This window comes from Streptomyces odontomachi (genome assembly GCF_024435355.1).
Lineage (GTDB): Bacteria > Actinomycetota > Actinomycetes > Streptomycetales > Streptomycetaceae > Streptomyces > Streptomyces odontomachi.
Genome location: NZ_JAMJWG010000036.1, coordinates 1 through 18,850 on the forward strand (window position 1 = coordinate 1; position 18,850 = coordinate 18,850).

The following is an 18,850-nucleotide window of genomic DNA, read 5'->3' on the forward strand; positions in this document are numbered from 1 at the left end:
GGGGTGGGCGCGTGGCGCCCCCCTTGGGGCCCCGTGTTGGGCACGAAGTGCCCACATCCAAGGGGCGCGGGGCTGCGGCTCCCGCCGCGTGGGCGCCACCGGCCCCGACGAGACCGTCGGATCGTCACCGACCCAAGGCGACCATCCCCGTCGTGTCCGGACCACCGACCCGGTGGCGGGTTGCACCACGGCAGGCAACGAGGACCCGTGGCCCCGCACCCCCCGGACGGGCGCCCCCAGCCCGTCCGGGGCCCGCTAGATCTTGCCGTCCTGCCACCACCAGGCACGCCCCATGTCCGCCCGGCTGTCCACGTGCTGGTGGTCCTCGGTGTATGTCTCCAGGCCGGAGAATCCGCAGGTCTCCGCCTTCTGGTAGATCGTCTTGTTGGACACCGAGGCACCCAGGTCGGCCGCGTTGCCGTACAGGTGCATGCTGTCGCTGGCGCCGCCGACGTCCGCGTTGTGGGCGATGCTGCGGAAGCCGGAGTTGACGGTGAGGGGGACGTTGCCGAGCTTCTTGCGCAGCGCCTCCAGCTTGTACATCAGACGGCGGGCGTTCTCCTTGGCCTGGGCGGTGGTCACCTTGCCGCCGGCGAAGGTGCCGCTCACCCGGTCCGTGAACTCGCTCCAGTTGAAGTGCAGGGTCGAGCCGTCCGACTGCTCCAGGGCGTTGAGCTGCGTCTGCGTCGAGGCCGCGACGACACCGTCGGCGGTGACGCCGTAGGCCGTCTGGAACCGGCGTACCGCAGCCGCCGTGATGGGCCCGAAGTCGCCGTCGATGCCCACCAGGGACTGGCTGGCGCTGTCCGCGGCCCAGCCGGCGACTCTGATCTGAAGCTCGGTCACGTCGGCCCCGGTGTCCCCCTCCTTCAGGGTGCGCGTCCAGGAGTACGCCTGGGCGGACGACGACAGCAGGACCGGCCCGACGACGGCGCCGGCCCCGGCGGCCAGGGCGCCCCGCAGCGCCGTCCGGCGGTCGAAGGAGCCGGCGAGGCGACGGGAAAGAGGATGGGAAGAGGTCATCTTCGTCCTTTCACGGAATCTGTCGAAGTGCAGCGGAACGACGTGGACTGCGACAGTGTCATGGACATGCGCGTGAGGCGGAAGATGCCAGCGTGAATTGGCTTGGTCCCATCGACGGCGTCCCCCGCACCGGGAACGTTCCCTCCGTGGGGAGGTGGAACCAGCCGTCGGATGGCCGAAAGCGGCAACCTTGGACGGTCACTTCGTGCGGTGCGGCAGCAGCAGCGCGGGGACGGCGGCCGCGAGCAGGAGCGCCGTCGCCCACCAGTAGGTGTGCCGGAAAGCGGCGGCCTGCTGCCCCGCGTCCGCTGCACCGGCCGTGTGCGCGGCCAGGACCACCGACACCAGCGCGGTCCCGGCCGATGCGCCGAACTGGGAGACGATGGCGAGAACGGTGCTGCCGGACGGGACGTCGACGGGGTCCAGCATGCGGGTCGCCGTCGTGTTGACCGGCATCATCACCATCCCGACGCCGGCACCGGTCACCAGCAGCGCCGCGCACAACCGCCAGTAGGGCGTGCCGGCCCCGAGCTGAGCGGCGAACAGCGCGAGCCCGAGCGCGGCGACAGCGATCCCGGACACCACCACACGGCGCGGCGAGGCCCGGTCGATCCGCCGGGTGGCGATCTGCATCGACGTGCCGACGGCGACGGCGAGCGGCACGCCCAGCAGCCCGGACTCGGTCGCGCCGAGCCCCCGGACGCCCTGGTAGTACATCGGCGTCAGCAGCATCGAGCCGAAGTAGCCGGCCGGGAACAGCGTCATCGTGGCGATGCCGGCGGCGAAGTGACGTTCCCGCAGTAGCTGCAGGTGCAGCAGCGGATGACGGGCGGTCAGTGCGCGGGCCACGAACCCGGCGATCAGGACGGCCCCCGCGACCGTGGGCAGCAGCGCGCCCGGCGCCGTGAGGTCGCCCCGCGCACCGCCCGTGGACAGGCCGTAGACCAGCGCGGCCAGGCCCGGCGCGAGCGTCAGCAGGCCCGGCACGTCCAGCAGCCGGGCGTGCCGCGGTCCCGTACCGGGCAGCAGCACCGCTGCGAGGACCACCGCCACCACCCCGACCGGCAGGTTGACCAGGAAGATCCAGTGCCAGGAGGCGGCGTCGATCAGCCAGCCCCCCAGCACGGGCCCGGTCACCGGGCCGACCAGGACGGGGATGCCGAGCACCGCCATGGCCCGCCCCATCCGCTCCCGGTCCGCGGCCTGCACGACCATGGCCATGCCCACCGGCATCAGCAACCCGCCGCCGAGCCCCTGCACCACCCGGAACAGCACCAGGGTGCCGATGTTCCAGGACATCGCCGCGGCCGCCGAACCGCAGGTGAACAGCGTCAGGGCGGTCAGGTAGGTGCGTTTGGCGCCGTAGCGTGCCATCGCCCAGGCGGCCACCGGGATCACCGCGGCCAGCGCGAGCGTGTAACCCGTCGCCACCCACTGGACGGTCGCCAGCGGCGCCCGGAACACGGCGGCCAGCGGATGCAGCGCGACGTTCACGATCGTCACGTCGAGCACGGCCATGACCGAGCCGATGACGACGACGGTGAGCGTCCGGGCCAGCCCCGGTGCGTGCCCGGCGGCGGGTACGGTGCCGGCGGCGGGCAGGCTTCTCATGCGCCGTACGGGTGCTCGGCGCGGGCGGTGCGCAGCGCCCGCCCCCACCACACCAACTGGTCCAGCATGTTCTTGGCGGCACTGGCGCATATCGCCGCGTCACGCGGCGCGCCGTCCTCGCCCAGGAAGGACCAGGGCCCGTGCAGGCTGACGCTGTCGCGCACGCTCATGGCGTGCAGTTCGGCGAAGACCTGCCGGAGTTGCTCGACGGCGCGCAGGCCGCCGCTCACGCCCCCGTAGGAGACGAAGCCGACCGGCTTGGCCTGCCACTCGACGCGGTGCCAGTCGATGAGGTTCTTCAGCGCGGCCGGGAAGCTGTGGTTGTACTCGGGCGTGATGACGACGAAGGCGTCGGCGGCGCCCAGCCGGGGGCTCACGTCGGCGAGGGCCGCCAGGGTCTCCGGAGCGGGGGCGGGCAGTCCGTCCCGGCCGGGCATGGCCATCGGCAGGTCCAGGTCGGCCACGTCGATGACGTCCAACTCGACGTCGGTGCGGTCACTCACGTGGTCGGTGAACCAGGCGGTGACCGCCCCGCCGACGCGACCCCCTCGGACGCTTCCGATGATGACGCCGACCCGCAGCGCGGAGTGCGGGTCCGTGGCCTGGGTGGCATCGGTTACGGCTGCCGAAGTGGTGTCGGACACGGCGTCGGACATGAGGTCCCCCTTGTGGGTCGGCCTTGTCGGTCTGTGTCGCTAAGGTACAACGGTCGTTGTAGTAAGTACAATGGCGGTTGTAATCAGGAGCGGAGAGGGAGAACAGGCGATGAGCGGCGCAGCCTCCATGCACACGACGGGACCCTCCGAGGGTTCGGCCGGCTCAGCGGGCGCGGCGCGGGCCGCCCGGTCGCCGCGGCGGCGGGCCGAGAAGGCGGCGGCGATCACGCATGCCGCCTGCGGGGTCTTCGGGCGGGACGGTTACGCCCGCGCCGGCGTCGACACCATCGCCGCGGAGGCCGGCGTCTCGACACGCACCATCTACAACCACTTCCCGGGCGGCAAGGCGGAGCTGTTCCGTACGGTGATGCTGTGGAGCTCCGCGCGGGTCAGGGACGAGCAGCTGGTCCAGCTCCGCAGATGCCTGGACCCGGAGCGCCCGCCGCACCCCGACGACCTGGAGCGCGACCTGCTCGCCCTGGCGCACGCCTGGCTCGGCCTGCTCACCGACTTTCGCGAGCACTTCGCGCTGGTGCGGCACATCCAGGGGGAGGCAGGCCACATCCCGGCCGACGTCCTGGACGCCTGGCAGGACGCCGGACCGCGCGCCGTCCGCCGTGAGCTGGCCGCGATCCTGACGGCGTTCCACGACCGCGGCCTGCTCGACGTGCACGGCGACGCGGCTCAGGCCACCACCCACTTCATGACGTTGACCTCGACGGAGGTCGTGCAGCGGTCCTACTGGGGCGTCATTCCGCTCCCCCCGGAGCAGGTGGAGCAGACGGCGACGGCCGGCGTGCGGGCGTTCCTGCGGGCGTACGGTCCGGCACGCCGCTGACGGCGATCGGCGCGGACGGGACCTGCCGAGGGTAAGGAGTCGCCACTCGAGGGCCGGCTTCCTACGATGCCGTCATGACGATCCTCACGCTGGTCCGCGGAGACATCACCGAGCAGGCGGTCGACGCCGTGGTCAACGCGGCGAACTCGTCGTTGCTCGGTGGGGGTGGTGTCGACGGTGCGATTCACCGGCGGGGCGGCCCGCTGATCCTCGCCGCCTGCCGTGAGCTGCGCGCCGGCCGGTACGGCAAGGGTCTGCCGACCGGCGAGGCCGTCGCCACCACGGCGGGCCGGCTGCCGGCCGGCCATGTGATCCACACCGTGGGACCCGTCTGGTCCGCCACCGAGGACCGCTCCGACCTGCTCGCCTCCTGCTATCGCCAGTCCCTGCGGGTCGCCGCCGAACTCGGCGCCCGCACCGTCGCCTTCCCCGCCGTCTCGACCGGTGTGTACGGCTGGCCCATGGACGACGGCGCCCGGATCGCCATCCGCACGGTGCGCGAGACGGCCGGCGCCGGCATCGAGGAAGTGCGGTTCGTGCTCTTCGACGAGCGGGCGTACGGGGCCTTCGAGGCGGCGCTGGGGGAGGGCGACGGCGGGCAGGGATAGTCGCGGCCGGCGACGCGGCATGACGGTGCCCGCAACCGGGTCTCGGTGCCCTCAGCGGTCGGCTGAACGCAGCTGGTCCGCGGAGATCCGAGCGCCTTTCAGCTTCGCGCCGTGCAGATTCGCACCCCGCAGGTCCGCCCCCATGAGGTCGGCGCCACGTAGGTCCGCTCCCCGCAGATCGGCGCCACGCAAGTCCGCCCCGCCCATGCGAGCGTCGCGCAAGACCGCATGGTCCATGGAGGTGCCGCTCAGATCTGCCCTGAACAGGATTGCATCGCTCATGTCCGCTGCCACTAGGGATGATTCCCGCAACTGCGCGTCGTTGAGAGACGCGTGCCGTAAGTCGACGAAGGGGAGTTCCGCCCGGGTGAGGTCTACGCCGCTCAGGTTCGAATTCGCCAGGTCCGCTCCGACGAGGATTGCGTGATCCATGTCCGCGTGGTTCAACATCACGTTGCTCAGGTGGGCGCTGCTGAAGTCCACGTTGGCCAGTTGGGCCGGCTTCGAGGTCAGCCGGCAGGGTTCCAGTTTCTCGTCGTGTGACATGGAGACGGGTACGCGCTTGCTGTTCGTCACCCAGATTGCGGCGAGGTTGAGAGTCAGGGAGTCGTCATACCGCGGATTGCGGGTGGCCAGTACGGAGAAAGCGGCGAGGACGTCGGCCGGGCTGGAGTTCCCTTTGGGTGGCGGTCCGCTCGCGTGGCTTCGGAGGTAGGCGGCGAGCACGTTGGCGATCGTGGGCTGGTCGCGGTGAGAGTCCTGCATGATGCGCTGTAAGGCGTAGATGCCGCCCAACCGCACTTCCATCTTGTCGTCGCCAAGGTTGTTCACGGCCGCGGTGTACCGGTCGGTGATCTGTCCTTCCTTGCTGAGTGCTCGATCCTGCTGGGCCTGGGAGTTGGCCTGCCTGGCCTCGTCCCGGGCGTCCTTCGTCTGGGCGTTGGAGTACCACAGTCCACCCACCGCCACGAGGGAGGCGATGGCGACCGACACCAGTTCGACGCGGCGGGCCCAGTCCAGGCCGCCTGTGGACCGTGCACCGGCTCGGAATCGCCGCCCGCGGGCCGTCCTCGACCCGGGCATGGCACCGGTACGGAGTCGGGGCGGTCGGCGCGAGCGCCGGCCGCCAGGCGAAGGCGGCATACCGGTATTTCAGCGCATCCATACGCGAGTTGGCTAGATGTGGCGTCTCGTCGCATTGACGCCCCCGAACGCCCCCGCCCCCCGACGCCCCTGACGGGGCCAGGGGCGCGCTGTCTGACGACTCTGCGCCGGGGAGGTTGAAGCGCGCCGCGTGGCCCGCCGGCCTCGCGCGGCGCCGTGCGTGAGGTCCACACTTAAGCATCTGCTTTACTATTGCGCTCAGGCGCGTATACTTAAGTAGGTGCTTAACAAAGATGACGAGGGCGCGTCCGCCGCATCCCTGAGCCGGGTGTTCCATGCGCTCGCCGACCCCAACCGGCGTGCCATGGTCGAGCGGCTGACGCGCGGGCCGGCGTCGGTCGGCGAGCTCGCCGGGCCACTGGCGATATCGCTGGCCGCGGTCGTCCAGCATCTGCATGTCCTGGAGGACAGCGCTCTGGTCAGGACCGAGAAGACCGGCCGGGTGCGCACCTGCCGGATCGAGCCCCAGGGGCTGCGCACGGCCGAGGACTGGCTGGGGCGGCAGCGCACCGCCTGGGAGAGCCGTCTCGACCGGCTGGGCGACCACCTCGGCGCTGCGTCCGACCCACCCTCCGACCCACCCTCCGACCCGGACACGTCCTCGTATCCCGCCTCCGAAAGGGAACCCCGATGACCCCCACGAGCGACCCCTCCGACTCCGACCACTCCGTCCTGCACTCCACCTTCACCCTGGAACGCCGCTATCCGGCTCCACCGTCCCGGGTGTTCGCGGCCTGGTCCGACCCCGCGGAGAAGGCCACGTGGTTCGCCGGCGCCGGCGTCGAGCACGCGTTGGACTTCCGGGTCGGCGGCCGGGAGACGGTTCACTGCCGACGCCGACCCGACGCCGGCCCCGACCTGGCGGTCGTGTCGGTGTACCAGCACATCGACCCCGACGAGCGCATCGTCTACACGTCCACCCTCAGCGCCGACGACGAGCTGGCGACCGTGTCCCTGACCACGGTGGAGTTCAGCGCCGAGGGCGACGGCACCCGTCTCGTCCTCACCGAACAGGGCACGTTCCTCGACGGCCGGGAGCACCCCGACTGGCGCGAGCAGGGCACGGCGGAGTGGCTGACCGCGCTGGCCACCGTGTTCGACGCCCCCGCGCACACATGATCGCTACAGACCAGGTCCTGGCAGAGCGAGGCTGATGTCGGATTCTCGCCAGTTCCGGGGTCCGGGGTGGGCCATCCTGGAGAGCATGCACACCGACATCGAGCGCTGTGTACGCGCCGTCCAGTCGAAGGACGCACGGTTCGACGGCTGGTTCTTCACGGCCGTGGTGACCACCGGCATCTACTGCCGGCCGAGCTGCCCGGTCGTGCCGCCCAAGCCCGAGAACATGCGGTTCTATCCGAGTGCCGCCGCCTGCCAGCAGGCCGGGTTCCGCGCCTGCAAGCGCTGCCGCCCGGACGCCACACCCGGCTCACCCGAGTGGAACGAGCGGGCCGACCTCGTCGCCCGCGCCATGCGCTTGATCGCCGACGGGGTCGTCGACCGGGACGGCGTGCCGGGCCTGGCCGCCCGGCTCGGCTACAGCGCCCGGCAGATCGAGCGGCAGCTGCTCGCCGAGCTGGGCGCCGGGCCGCTGGCACTGGCCCGCGCCCAGCGCGCGCAGACCGCCCGGCTGCTGATCGAGACCACCGCGCTGCCCATCTCCGAGATCGCCTTCGCCGCCGGCTTCGCCTCGATCCGCACCTTCAACGAGACGGTGCGCGAGGTCTTCGGGCTGTCCCCGAGCGAGCTACGGGCCCGCGTCCCGAAGGCGACCGCCCGTACCGCGGCCACCGCCACCACCGCGGCGATCCCCGGCGGGGCCGGTTCCGGTTCCGGCGGGGCCGCCCCCAGACCCGGTGCCTCCGGGACCGGCGGCGCGCTCTCCCTGCGGTTGCCGTTCCGTGCCCCGCTCAACCCCGACAACCTCTTCGGGCACCTCGCCGCCACGGCCGTGCCCGGCGTGGAGGAGTGGCGCGACGGCGCGCTCCGCCGCACCCTGCGGTTGCCCTACGGGCACGGCATCGTCGCCCTCAGCCCGCGCCCCACCCACATCGACTGCCGGCTCACCCTCACCGACCTGCGGGACCTCCCCGTGGCCATCAGCCGGTGCCGTCGCATGCTGGACCTGGACGCCGACCCCGTCGCGGTGGACGACCGGCTGCGTGCCGACGAGCTGCTGGCACCGCTCGTCGAGAAGGCGCCGGGCCGCCGGGTGCCGCGCACCGTCGACGAGGCCGAGTTCGCGGTCCGTGCGGTGCTCGGCCAGCAGGTCTCCACGGCCGCCGCCCGCACCCACGCGGCCCGTCTCGTGCTCGCGCACGGTGAGCCGATCGACGACCCGGAGGGCGGACTCACCCATCTCTTCCCGACTCCCCAGGCGCTCGCCGCGCTGGACCCGGAGCGACTCGCGTTGCCGCGCAGCCGGCGCAACACGCTCATCCACCTCGTCGGACTGCTCGCCGACGGCAGCCTGCGGCTCGGCGCGGAGAGCGACTGGGCCGAGGCGCGCGACCGGCTCAGCGCGCTGCCCGGCTTCGGACCGTGGACGGTCGAAGTGATCGCGATGCGGGCGCTGGGCGACCCGGACGCCTTCCTCCCGACCGACCTCGGCATGCGCCGCGCGGCCGAGCACCTGGGCCTGCCCGGCAGCCCGGCGGCGCTCACCGCGCACGCCGCCGCCTGGCGCCCCTGGCGGGCCTACGCCGTCCAGTACCTGTGGGCCACGGACGACCACCCCATCAACCTCCTGCCGACGTCCAACTCGGACCCCGGCACCGCGGACAGGACCCGCCGCACCGCGCGGGCGGTGGCTCCGGCCACGGCCCGTACGGTCGCGGAGCCCGCGGCCAAGACCCACGTGACCATGTGAAACAGGTGACTCTCGTGAACCACCCCACCACGCACACCGTGATCGACAGCCCTTACGGGCCGCTGACCCTGGTGGCCACCGACAGCGTGCTCTCCGGTCTCTACATGACCGACCAGCGCCATCGTCCCGCCGACGAGGACTTCGGCGACCGCGGCGACCCCGGTGACGCACCGTTCCGCACGGTCGTCGACCAGCTGTCGGCGTACTTCGCCGGCGACCTCAAGGAGTTCGACCTGCCGCTGAAGCTGGCCGGCACACCGTTCCAGCAGCGTGTCTGGCAGCAGCTCCAGCGCATCCCGTACGGCGAGACCTGGTCCTACGGCAAGCTGGCCGACGCGCTCGGCAACCCGAAGGCGTCGCGTGCCGTGGGCCTCGCCAACGGCAAGAACCCGATCGGCATCATCGTCCCGTGCCACCGCGTCATCGGCGCCAACGGCAACCTGACCGGCTACGGCGGCGGCCTGGAGCGCAAGAAGCAGCTGCTGGACTTCGAACGGGGGACGGCACTGTTCTGAACCGTTCCGATCCCGGACTGTTCTGACCTGCGACGTATGACCTCTGGCCGGGCCGACGGTCACCCCCCGGGTGGCCGTCGGGCGTCGCGCCGCTACGGCACCAACTGTCCCAACAGTCGCGGCAGGGCGGTGCCGATCGGCTCCCGCACCACCTCGTCGGCGATGTCGTCGTACGGCGTCGGCTCGGCGTTGACGATGACGAGCCGCGCGTCGTGGTCGGCGGCGATTCCGGCGAGTCCGGCGGCGGGCTGCACCTGGAGGCTGGTCCCGACCGCGATGAACACATCGCAGGCCTTGGTGATCGCGACCGCCTCGGTCAGCACATCAGGATCGAGCGACTCGCCGAACATCACCGTCGCGGACTTCAGGATGCCGCCGCACTCCACGCAGTCCGGATCGGCCTCGCCCGCCTCGACCCGGGCCAGCGCCTGGGCCATGTCGGAGCGGGCCCGGCACGTCATGCACACCACGGACCGTGCGGTGCCGTGCAGTTCGACGACCTTGCGGGTAGGCATCCCGGCGCGCTGGTGCAGGCCGTCCACGTTCTGCGTGATGACCCGTACCGGCACCCCCGAACGCTCCAGCTCCACCACGGCGCGGTGCGCCGCGTTCGGCTCGGCCTGGAGCGTGCGGTTCTTGCGGCGCAGCTGCCAGGACCGGCGGCGGATGTCCGGGTCGTTCATGTAGTACTCGAACGTGACGAGCTTCTGCGCCTCCGGGTCGCGGGTCCAGACACCCGCCGGACCGCGGTAGTCGGGGATGCCGGAGTCGGTGGAGATACCTGCGCCACTGAGGATGGCGACGAGAGGCTGGTCCATGGCTCGAGGGTAGGCCGGCCGGCCACCCGTGGGAAACGGGATCAGGCGGTTGTGCCGACCGTGCTCCGCTCCCGGTGGGTGCCGCCGGTCGAGGCGCCGTCCCGGTGTCAGTGCGCCCGGTGGCCGTCCTCCAGCTCGATGGGGCCCTCGCCGGTCTCCAGGCCCTCGAGCGCGGCGAGCACCCGACGGCTCGACGTGGCCGAGAGATGGCCCGGCACCTCGTCGGGGGCCACCAGGCGCCAGGACAGCAACTCCTCTTCCTGGAGCCTGATCGAGGCCAGTTGCTCGGGCGTGAGCACCCCACCGTCGTAGAGGTAGGCGACCAGCGGTGGTCGTCCGGGGCCGCGCACCCAGTCCACCGCGAGGAGCCGGCCGGGCGGCACGTCGAGGCCGATCTCCTCGACGGTCTCCCGCCGGGCACCCTCGCGGGGTGTCTCCCCGCTGTCGGACTCCACGGTGCCGCCGGGCAGGCCCCAGCCCTCGCGGTAGTTCGGTTCGACCAGCAGGACGTGGCCGTCGGCGTTCCTGAACAGCACGGCGGCGCCCACGAGTACCCGCGGCAGGGTCGCGATGTAGGCGGCGAACGCGGGGTCGGTGGCGGGGGTTGGGGTGTCCGGCGCCGGCGGCGCCGGGGCGGCGGGAGCCGCGGGCTCGGCAGAGGCAGCAGCTTCTTGATCGTCAGCAGTCACGCCGCACAGGGTAGTCAGTGCGGCCCGGCCGCGGTTGGGCGTGTGCGCCGGCGGGTGTGCGAGGCGGCTGCTCTGTGCAGGGAGTGCACCCTCCGGTTAAGGTCACAGCGGCGCGGCTGCCTTGACGTGCGCGACGTGCTTGACGTGCGCAGGGCCCGAACAGCAAGGGGAGTGCGAAGGTGATCCCGCGGAACGCGACGGCGCAGGCGACGGCGGGGGACGGCACCCCGAGAGTGCTGATCGCCGCTGACAAATTCAAGGGCTCGCTCACCGCCGTACAGGTCGCCGAGTGCGTCACGGCGGGGCTGCGCCGGGTGGTCCCGGGGCTGGACGTCGAGGCCCTGCCGGTCGCCGACGGTGGCGACGGAACGGTGAGCGCGGCGGTCGCGGCCGGCTTCGAGCGGCACGAGGCCGAGGTCACCGGGCCGCTGGGGGCGCCGGTGCGCGCGGCGTACGCGCTGCGCGGCGACACCGCCGTCGTGGAGATGGCCGAGGCCGCCGGGCTGCACCTGCTGCCACCCGGTGTCTTCGCGCCGCGCACGGCGACCACCCACGGCGCCGGGGAGCTGCTGCGTGCCGCCCTTGACGCGGGGGCGCGCAGCGTCGTCTTCGGTGTCGGCGGCAGTGCCACCACCGACGGAGGGGCGGGCATGCTGACCGCGCTCGGCGCACGGTTCCTGGACGCCGGGGGAGCGCCGGTGGCGCCCGGTGGTGCGGCACTGCGCGACCTGGCCAGCGCGGACCTCTCCGGTCTCGATCCACGCCTGGCCGACCTGGACGTGGTCCTCGCCAGCGACGTCGACAACCCGCTGACCGGCCCGAAGGGTGCCGCCGCCGTGTACGGGCCGCAGAAGGGGGCGAGCGCCGACGACGTCGCCGTCCTGGACGCGGCGCTGGCCCACTACGCGGAAGTGTGGGAGGCCGCCGTGGGCGCACGCGCCGCGGAGTACGCCCGGGCGCCGGGCGCCGGCGCCGCGGGCGGCATCGGTTACGGGGCGCTCGTCGGGCTCGGGGCGCGCTTCCGGTCGGGGATCGAGGTGATGCTCGACGTGCTCGGGTTCGCGGCAGCGCTGGAGCGTGCCACGCTCGTCATCACCGGGGAGGGCTCGCTGGACGAGCAGACCCTGCACGGCAAGGCCCCCGCGGGCGTCGCGGCGGCGGCCGGTGACGCGGGCAAGGACGTCATCGCGGTGTGCGGGCGCCTCGCGCTGTCGGCCGACGCGCTGCGCGGCGCGGGCATCCGCCGCGCCTACGCCCTGACGGACGTGGAGCCCGATCCGGCGCGCTGCATGGCCCTGGCTGGTCCCCTCCTGGAGAACCTGGGCGAGCGCATCGCCCGGGACCTGCTGGTGGAGTCCCGGGGGCACGCGCGAGCCGGGAAGCCCCTTTCGGACGGGTAACGCCGTGGGCCGGGCCCATGGAGGACCCGGCCCACGTTCGTGCGTGCCGGCACCGGCACCGGAGTACTGCTACGGCAGCTGTGCCGCCCGAGCCTCTCGCCGGTGGTCGCGGAAGTTGTGTACCCGCCGTGCCGTGGCGAACAACGGGATGACGGCACCCATCACCAGCTGGAGCGAGCAGCCGGTCTGCAACAGCAGCTGGCCGCCGGGGGCGTCGAAGGCCCATGCCGCGAGCAGGCCGATGCTGAGCACGATCCAGCCGAAGACGGCGCCCGCCAGCCGGCCACGCGGCTTGGGGTACTCCACCCGGCTCACCATCAGCCACGCGGTCCCGATGATCGCCATCAGGGTGGCCACGAACGGCAGCTCGAGCAGCACGATCGAGACGACCGTGAGCGCCCCGAAGGGGCTCGGCATGCCCTGGAACATGCCGTCCTTCAACGTGACGCAGGAGAATCTGGCGAGTCTGAGCACGACTGCGAGCAGCACCACGATCGCACCGACCGCCGCCACCCGCTGGTGCGCGTCGTCCGCGACCATGCCGTAGACCAGCACGAAGTACGCGGGTGCCAGGCCGAAGCTGATCAGGTCGGAGAGGTTGTCCAGCTCGGCGCCCATCGGGGAGCTGCGCAGCTTGCGCGCCACCAGCCCGTCGCAGAGGTCGAAGACGGCGGCGCACAGCATCAGGATCACCGCGGTGGCGGCCGAGTGCCGGGCCATGCCCGACTCGTCGCTGCCCGTGAGGTGCGGGATCAGGATGCCGGTGGTGGTGAAGTAGACGGCCATGAAGCCGCAGGTGGCGTTGCCCAGCGTGAGCGTGTCCGCTATCGACAGGCGCAGCGACAGCGGCATCTCCTCGCCGTCCTCGTCCGGCTCCGTCTCCGGCACCCAGCCGGCCTGCGTGTCGGGATCAATCACGGTCAAGGCGTGTCACCCCAGCCACGGTGTTCTGGCCGACCTCGACCGCGACCTCGACGCCACGCGGAAGGTAGAGGTCGACTCGCGAACCGAAACGGATCAGCCCGATCCGGTCGCCCTGCTCGACCTTGCTGCCGGTGGGGAGGTACGGCACGATGCGTCGGGCCACGGCGCCGGCGATCTGGATCATCTCTATGTCGCCGAGCTCGGTGTCGAAGTGCCAGATGACACGTTCGTTGTTCTCGCTCTCCTTGTTGAAAGCGGGGACGAAACCACCGGGGACGTGCTCCACGGACGTCACGGTGCCGGGCAGCGGGGCACGGTTCACATGGACGTTCAGCGGGCTCATGAAGATCGCGACGCGGGTGCGGCCGTCCTTCCAGGGCATGATGCTCTGCACCACGCCGTCGGCGGGTGACAGCACCCGGCCCTCGGGGATCTCGCGCTCCGGGTCGCGGAAGAACCACAGCATGCCGGCCGTGAGAGCGGTGGTGGGCACGGCGAGCACGGTCGCGGCCGACCGTGGGGACCGCAGGGCGCGGGCCAGCGACAGGGCTGCGACAGCGGCGGTCGGCAGCAGCCACGGCGATGCTCCGCGAGCAAGGCGTACCGGGAAGCGTACGCCGTCACGTGGTGCAGAGGTTTGGCTGTGGGGCATGGATGACCTTCGTAGCGGATGATGCCGCGCACATAAGGGGGACGGCGGCTTTCAGCGATCGTATCGGTTGCAGGGTGTAACTCGGCAAGCGAGCAAGCCGAGTCGGCTACCGGGACATGTTGACCGCGTGTGACGTTCTTCTCGCCGACACCCCCTCACGGCCCCGGGGCCTATCCCAGATACCGATACTCTTCGAGCAGTCGCCTGCCGATGATCATCTTCTGGATTTCCGCGGTGCCTTCGCCGATCAGCAGCATCGGAGCCTCCCGGTAGAGGCGCTCGATCTCGTACTCCTTGGAGAAGCCGTAGCCGCCGTGGATCCGGAAGGAGTCCTCGACGACCTCCTTGCAGTACTCGGAGGCGAGGTATTTCGCCATCCCCGCCTCCAGGTCGTTTCGCTCCCCGGAGTCCTTTTTGCGTGCTGCGTTCACCATCATGGCATGAGCGGCCTCGACCTTGGTAGCCATCTCGGCGAGCTTGAACTGGATCGCCTGGTGCTGGGCGATCGGCTTGCCGAAGGTGTGCCGCTGCTGGGCGTAGGCGACACCCAGCTCGAACGCACGCTGCGCGACACCGCAGCCACGCGCCGCGACGTTCACGCGCCCGACCTCCACCCCGTCCATCATCTGGTAAAAACCTCGCCCGGTCCTGCCGCCGAGCACGCGATTTGCCGGGATGCGCAGCCCGTCCATGATCATTTCGGTGGTGTCGACACCCTTGTAGCCCATCTTCTCGATCTTGCCGGGGATGGTGAGCCCGGGGCGCACGGCACCGAAGCCGGGCTCCTTCTCGACCAGGAAGGTCGTCATCGAACGGTGCGGTGCGCCGCCGTCGGCGCCTGCCGTGTCGTCGGTGTCCGTCCGGCACAACACCGCCACCAGCGAGGACGTGCCCCCGTTGGTCAGCCACATCTTCTGCCCGGTCAATACGAAGGTGTCATCCTCCCGCACCGCCTTCGACGTGATCGCGGACACATCCGAGCCCAGTCCGGGCTCCGACATCGAGAAGGCGCCGCGTACCCCGCCGGCCGCCATGCGCGGCAGGAAGTACTCCTTCTGCTCGTCGGTGCCGTGCTGCTTGAGCAGGTACGCGACGATGAAGTGGGTGTTGATGATGCCGGACACCGACATCCAGCCGCGCGCGATCTCCTCCACGCACAGGGCGTAGGTGAGCAGTGACTCGCCGAGACCCCCGTACTCCTCGGGGATCATCAGGCCGAACAGGCCCAGCTCCTTCAGGCCGTCGACGATCTCCTGCGGGTACTCGTCCCGGTGCTCGAGCTCCGTGGCGACCGGAATGATCTCTTTGTCGACGAAGTCGCGGACCGTGGAGATGATCTCGGCCTGGATCTCGGTCAGGCCGTGGGTCTGGGCGAGTCGGCTCATCGGGTCAGTTCTCCTTGTCTTGCCGCGAGCTCGGCCGCGTACTCGGTCGTGCGTTCGACTGCGGGTCGGACTGGGGTGCGGGCCGGCCGGGCTGCTCCCCGCCGCGCTCCTGGACGTAGGCCTCGGTCGGCACCATCACCTTGCGCCGGAACACGCAGACGAGCGTGCCGTGCTGGTTGTGGCCGCGGGTCTCGACCTGGACGACGCCGCGGTCCGGGCGGGACCTGGACGGGGTCTTGCCGAGCACCGTCGTCTCGCCGTAGAGGGTGTCGCCGTGGAAGGTCGGGGCCACGTGCTTCAGCGACTCGACCTCGAGGTTGGCGATCGCCTTGCCCGACACGTCGGGTACCGACATGCCGAGCAGCAGCGAGTAGACGTAGTTGCCCACCACGACGTTCTTCTTGAAGTCCGTCGTCTGCTCGGCGTAGTGCGCGTCGAGGTGCAGCGGATGGTGGTTCATCGTCAGCAGGCAGAAGAGGTGGTCGTCGTACTCCGTGATCGTCTTGCCGGGCCAGTGCTTGTACACCGCGCCGACCTCGAACTCCTCGAAAGTGCGTCCGAACTGCATGGCTGTCTCACGCCTCCGGGGCTTCGAACGTGCTGGTGCGCCGCATGCCGGCGGCACGGCCCTTGCCGGAGATGACGAGCGCCATCTTGCGGCTGGCCTCGTCGATCATCTCGTCGCCGAGCATCGCGGAGCCCTTCTTGCCGCCCGCTTCGGACGTGTAGTACTCGTACGCGTCGAGGATCAGCTCGGCGTGGTCGAAGTCCTCCTGGGAGGGGGAGAAGACCTCGTTGGCCGCCTCGACCTGGCCGGGGTGCAGGACCCACTTGCCGTCGAAGCCGAGCGCCGCGGCGCGCTGCGCGACATCGCGGAAGCCGTCCACGTTCTTGATCTGGAGGTAGGGACCGTCGATCGCCTGGAGGTCGTTGGCGCGGGCGGCCATCAGGATCTTCATCAGGATGTAGTGGTAGGCGTCCGCGCCGTAGCCGGGCGGCTGCTCGCCCACGACCAGGGACTTCATGTTGATGGACGCCATGAAGTCGGCCGGCCCGAAGATGATCGTCTCGACGCGCGGGGAGGCCTCGGCGATCGCATTGACGTTGTTGAGGCCCTTGGCGTTCTCGATCTGCGCCTCGATGCCGATCCGGCCGACCGGCAGGCCCATCGTCCTCTCGATCTGGGTGAGCAGCAGGTCGAGGGCGACGACCTGGTCGGCCGTCTGGACCTTCGGCAGCATGATGCAGTCGAGGTTCTGGCCCGCGCCCTCGACGACGGTCACGACATCGCGGTACGTCCACTCGGTCGTCCAGTCGTTGACCCGCACGACACGCGTCTTGCCGGACCAGTCCCCCTCGTTGAGGAACTTGACGATGGTGTGCCGGGCGTCCGACTTGGCGAGCGGCGCGCAGGCGTCCTCCAGGTCGAGGAAGACCTGGTCCGCGTCGAGCCCCTGGGCCTTCTCCAGGAAGCGCGGGTTCGAGCCGGGCACCGCGAGACAGGAGCGACGTGGGCGGGGGGTGTCGGGGGCGGCGTCGGTGGCGCTGGCGTGCGACGTCATGATGCGGGGACCTCCAGGGGGTCGAGCTTGTTCGCGAGCCGGATCTGATCGACGATACGGCCGATGATCTCGGTGATGCCGAAGTCCTTCGGGGTGAACACGGCGGCCGCGCCGGCGCTGCGGAGCGCCTCGGCGTCGTCGCTGGGGATGATGCCGCCGACGATCACCGGGATGTCGGCCGCGCCCGCCGCGGACAGCCGCCGCAGCACGTCGGGGACCAGCTCACCGTGCGATCCGGACAGGATCGACAGGCCGACGCAGTGCACGTCCTCGGCGAGCGCGGCCGTCACGATCTGCTCGGGGGTGAGCCGGATGCCCTGGTAGACGACCTCGAATCCGGCGTCCCTGGCGCGCAGCGCGATCTGCTCGGCACCGTTGGAGTGCCCGTCGAGCCCCGGCTTGCCGACCAGCAGCCTGAGACGCCCGGAGCCCAGTTCCGTGGCGGTGCGCTGCACCGCTGAGCGCACCGCGGCCAGCGGGCTGCCCTCCTCGGCGGGCACGGCCAGCGGTGCCGAGGAGACCCCCGTGGGCGCCCGGTACTCGCCGAAGACCTCGCGCAGCGCACCCGCCCACTCGCCCGTCGTCACCCCCGAACGGGCGCACTCCAGGGTGGCCTCCATCAGGTTCTCCGTGCCGGCCGCTGCCTCCTTCAGGCGGTGCAGCGCCTTGCGGGGGCACGGGTGGTTGTACGGGGGCTGGCGGCGGGTCTCGCGCCAGTCCTCGAGCCCCTGCACGACCCGGGCCTCCACGGCCGGGTCGACGCTCTGCACGGCGGTGGTGAGGTCCGCGGTCAGCGGGCTCGGCTCGGTCGACTCGTAGCAGTTGACGCCGACGATCTTCTCCTCGCCGGACTCGATACGGGCCCGGCGCGCCGCGTGCGAGGAGACCAGCCGGGCCTTGAGGTAGCCGGACTCGACGGCGGCGAGCGCCCCGCCCATCTCCTCGATCCGCGCCATCTCGGCGGTGGCGCGCTCCATCAGCGACCCGACCTCGGCCTCGATGACATGCGATCCGGCGAAGATGTCGTCGTACTCCAGCAGATCGCTCTCGTGGGCGAGCACCTGCTGGATGCGCAGCGACCACTGCTGGTCCCAGGGCCTGGGCAGGCCCAGCGCCTCGTTCCATGCGGGCAGTTGCACCGCACGGGCGCGGGCGTCCTTGGAGAGCGTGACCGCGAGCATCTCCAGCACGATCCGCTGCACGTTGTTCTCCGGCTGCGACTCGGTCAGGCCGAGGGAGTTGACCTGCACGCCGTAGCGGAAGCGGCGCTGGCGGGGGTCCTCGATGCCGTAGCGCTCGCGGGTGATGCGGTCCCACAGGCGGCCGAAGGCCCGCATCTTGCACATCTCCTCGACGAACCGGACGCCCGCGTTGACGAAGAACGAGATCCGACCCACCACATCGCCGCGGCGGTCCTCGGGGATCTGCCCGGAGGCGAAGACCGCGTCGAGCACCGAGACGGCGGTGGACAGCGCGTACGCGATCTCCTGGACGGGGGTGGCACCGGCTTCCTGGAGGTGGTAGCTACAGATGTTGATCGGGTTCCAGGACGGCATCGCGTGCACGGTGTACGCGATCAGGTCCGTGGTCAGCCGCAGCGACGGGCCCGGTGGGAAGACATGGGTCCCGCGGGAGAGGTACTCCTTGACGATGTCGTTCTGCGTGGTCCCGGTCAGCCGCGCGAGGGCGTCGGGGTCCAGGCCCTGTTCCTCGGCGACCACCTGGTACAGCGCCAGCAGCCACATGGCGGTGGCGTTGATGGTCATCGAGGTGTTGGTGCGCTCCAGCGGGATGTCCTGGAAGAGCCGGCGCATGTCGCCCAGGTGGGAGACCGGCACCCCCACCCGGCCGACCTCGCCGCGCGCCAGCACGTGGTCGGGGTCGTAGCCGGTCTGGGTGGGCAGGTCGAAGGCGACGGACAGGCCGGTCTGGCCCTTGGCGAGGTTGCGGCGGTAGAGCGCGTTGGACGCCTCGGCCGACGAATGGCCCGCGTAGGTCCGCATCAGCCAGGGCCGGTCCTTCTGACGCGGGGCCGCCTGGGCCGGGTCGGCGCCGGCCTGCTCGGCGGGCGCATCGGCCTGCTCCGGGCCCGCCCCGGCCCGCTCCGCGTGCGTCGTGTGCGGCAGTGTCATGGCG

Annotated in this window: 18 protein-coding genes and 1 pseudogene; 7 read left to right on the forward strand and 12 right to left on the reverse strand. The window is 71.3% G+C overall.

The window, feature by feature from the left end; all coding sequences use genetic code 11:
- Nucleotides 1-255: 255 nt before the first annotated feature.
- The 3 genes from NQO67_RS40435 to NQO67_RS40445 form a co-directional block, all read right to left on the reverse strand.
- Complete coding sequence (locus NQO67_RS40435) at nt 256-1,023, reverse strand: D-Ala-D-Ala carboxypeptidase family metallohydrolase (RefSeq protein WP_255955560.1); 768 nt, start codon at nt 1,021-1,023, stop codon at nt 256-258.
- Nucleotides 1,024-1,221: 198 nt separating this feature from the next.
- On the reverse strand, nt 1,222-2,634 hold the full coding sequence (locus NQO67_RS40440) for a DHA2 family efflux MFS transporter permease subunit (protein ID WP_255955561.1): 1,413 nt from the start codon (nt 2,632-2,634) through the stop codon (nt 1,222-1,224).
- A complete protein-coding gene (locus NQO67_RS40445; protein ID WP_255955562.1) occupies nt 2,631-3,290 on the reverse strand; it encodes an NADPH-dependent FMN reductase in 660 nt (219 codons plus the stop codon). The genes NQO67_RS40440 and NQO67_RS40445 overlap by 4 nt, the downstream gene beginning before the upstream one ends.
- A 109-nt stretch (nt 3,291-3,399) precedes the next feature.
- Here NQO67_RS40445 and NQO67_RS40450 point away from each other — a divergent pair, with 109 nt between their 5' ends.
- Nucleotides 3,400-4,128 carry a TetR/AcrR family transcriptional regulator gene (locus NQO67_RS40450; RefSeq protein WP_255955563.1) on the forward strand — a complete coding sequence of 243 codons (729 nt, stop codon included), beginning with the start codon at nt 3,400-3,402 and terminating at the stop codon, nt 4,126-4,128.
- Between the two features lie 74 nt (nt 4,129-4,202).
- Nucleotides 4,203-4,736 carry an O-acetyl-ADP-ribose deacetylase gene (locus NQO67_RS40455; protein ID WP_255955564.1) on the forward strand — a complete coding sequence of 178 codons (534 nt, stop codon included), beginning with the start codon at nt 4,203-4,205 and terminating at the stop codon, nt 4,734-4,736.
- Between the two features lie 51 nt (nt 4,737-4,787).
- Here the strand turns inward: NQO67_RS40455 and NQO67_RS44470 are convergent, their stop codons facing one another.
- On the reverse strand, nt 4,788-5,729 hold the full coding sequence (locus tag NQO67_RS44470) for a pentapeptide repeat-containing protein (RefSeq protein ID WP_255955565.1): 942 nt from the start codon (nt 5,727-5,729) through the stop codon (nt 4,788-4,790).
- 391 nt (nt 5,730-6,120) lie between these two features.
- On the opposite strand from NQO67_RS44470, the gene NQO67_RS40465 reads away from it, so the two are divergent.
- The 4 genes and pseudogenes from NQO67_RS40465 to NQO67_RS40480 all read left to right on the forward strand — a co-directional run bounded on the left by NQO67_RS40465 (nt 6,121) and on the right by NQO67_RS40480 (nt 9,284).
- Complete coding sequence (locus NQO67_RS40465; RefSeq protein ID WP_255955566.1) at nt 6,121-6,534, forward strand: ArsR/SmtB family transcription factor; 414 nt, start codon at nt 6,121-6,123, stop codon at nt 6,532-6,534.
- Nucleotides 6,531-7,019 (forward strand): SRPBCC family protein, encoded by a 489-nt coding sequence (locus NQO67_RS40470; RefSeq protein ID WP_255955568.1) that lies wholly within the window; start codon nt 6,531-6,533, stop codon nt 7,017-7,019. The genes NQO67_RS40465 and NQO67_RS40470 overlap by 4 nt, the downstream gene beginning before the upstream one ends.
- Nucleotides 7,020-7,104: 85 nt before the next feature.
- Nucleotides 7,105-8,652: pseudogene (locus tag NQO67_RS40475) on the forward strand (AlkA N-terminal domain-containing protein); the annotation flags it as partial.
- Nucleotides 8,653-8,783: 131 nt separating this feature from the next.
- The gene (locus NQO67_RS40480; protein ID WP_308295743.1) at nt 8,784-9,284 is read left to right on the forward strand and encodes a methylated-DNA--[protein]-cysteine S-methyltransferase; all 501 of its coding nucleotides are present in this window, start codon (nt 8,784-8,786) and stop codon (nt 9,282-9,284) included.
- A gap of 92 nt (nt 9,285-9,376) precedes the next feature.
- Here NQO67_RS40480 and NQO67_RS40485 read toward each other — a convergent pair whose 3' ends face one another.
- Both NQO67_RS40485 and NQO67_RS40490 read right to left on the reverse strand, forming a co-directional pair.
- A complete protein-coding gene (locus tag NQO67_RS40485) occupies nt 9,377-10,102 on the reverse strand; it encodes an SIR2 family NAD-dependent protein deacylase (RefSeq protein ID WP_255955570.1) in 726 nt (241 codons plus the stop codon).
- Nucleotides 10,103-10,209: 107 nt separating this feature from the next.
- Nucleotides 10,210-10,674 (reverse strand): NUDIX domain-containing protein, encoded by a 465-nt coding sequence (locus tag NQO67_RS40490; RefSeq protein WP_255955609.1) that lies wholly within the window; start codon nt 10,672-10,674, stop codon nt 10,210-10,212.
- A 296-nt stretch (nt 10,675-10,970) separates the two neighbouring features.
- Between NQO67_RS40490 and NQO67_RS40495 the strand changes: the two genes are divergently transcribed.
- Nucleotides 10,971-12,191, forward strand: a complete 1,221-nt coding sequence (locus NQO67_RS40495) for a glycerate kinase (protein ID WP_374119287.1) — start codon at nt 10,971-10,973, stop codon at nt 12,189-12,191.
- A 69-nt stretch (nt 12,192-12,260) separates the two neighbouring features.
- Here the strand turns inward: NQO67_RS40495 and pssA are convergent, their stop codons facing one another.
- The 6 genes from pssA to NQO67_RS40525 all read right to left on the reverse strand — a co-directional run bounded on the left by pssA (nt 12,261) and on the right by NQO67_RS40525 (nt 18,846).
- Nucleotides 12,261-13,115: a CDP-diacylglycerol--serine O-phosphatidyltransferase gene (pssA, locus tag NQO67_RS40500; RefSeq protein WP_255955571.1), complete on the reverse strand. Its 855-nt coding sequence runs from the start codon at nt 13,113-13,115 to the stop codon at nt 12,261-12,263.
- On the reverse strand, nt 13,102-13,767 hold the full coding sequence (locus NQO67_RS40505; protein ID WP_255955572.1) for a phosphatidylserine decarboxylase: 666 nt from the start codon (nt 13,765-13,767) through the stop codon (nt 13,102-13,104). The genes pssA and NQO67_RS40505 overlap by 14 nt, the downstream gene beginning before the upstream one ends.
- A 170-nt stretch (nt 13,768-13,937) precedes the next feature.
- Nucleotides 13,938-15,152 (reverse strand): acyl-CoA dehydrogenase family protein, encoded by a 1,215-nt coding sequence (locus NQO67_RS40510; protein ID WP_255955573.1) that lies wholly within the window; start codon nt 15,150-15,152, stop codon nt 13,938-13,940.
- Nucleotides 15,153-15,156: 4 nt separating this feature from the next.
- Nucleotides 15,157-15,720, reverse strand: coding sequence for a MaoC family dehydratase (locus NQO67_RS40515; RefSeq protein WP_255955574.1), 564 nt, complete (start codon nt 15,718-15,720; stop codon nt 15,157-15,159).
- Nucleotides 15,721-15,727: 7 nt separating this feature from the next.
- The gene (locus NQO67_RS40520; RefSeq protein WP_255955575.1) at nt 15,728-16,714 is read right to left on the reverse strand and encodes an HpcH/HpaI aldolase/citrate lyase family protein; all 987 of its coding nucleotides are present in this window, start codon (nt 16,712-16,714) and stop codon (nt 15,728-15,730) included.
- A complete protein-coding gene (locus NQO67_RS40525; protein ID WP_255955576.1) occupies nt 16,711-18,846 on the reverse strand; it encodes an ethylmalonyl-CoA mutase in 2,136 nt (711 codons plus the stop codon). The genes NQO67_RS40520 and NQO67_RS40525 overlap by 4 nt, the downstream gene beginning before the upstream one ends.
- Between the last annotated feature and the right edge of the window lie 4 nt (nt 18,847-18,850).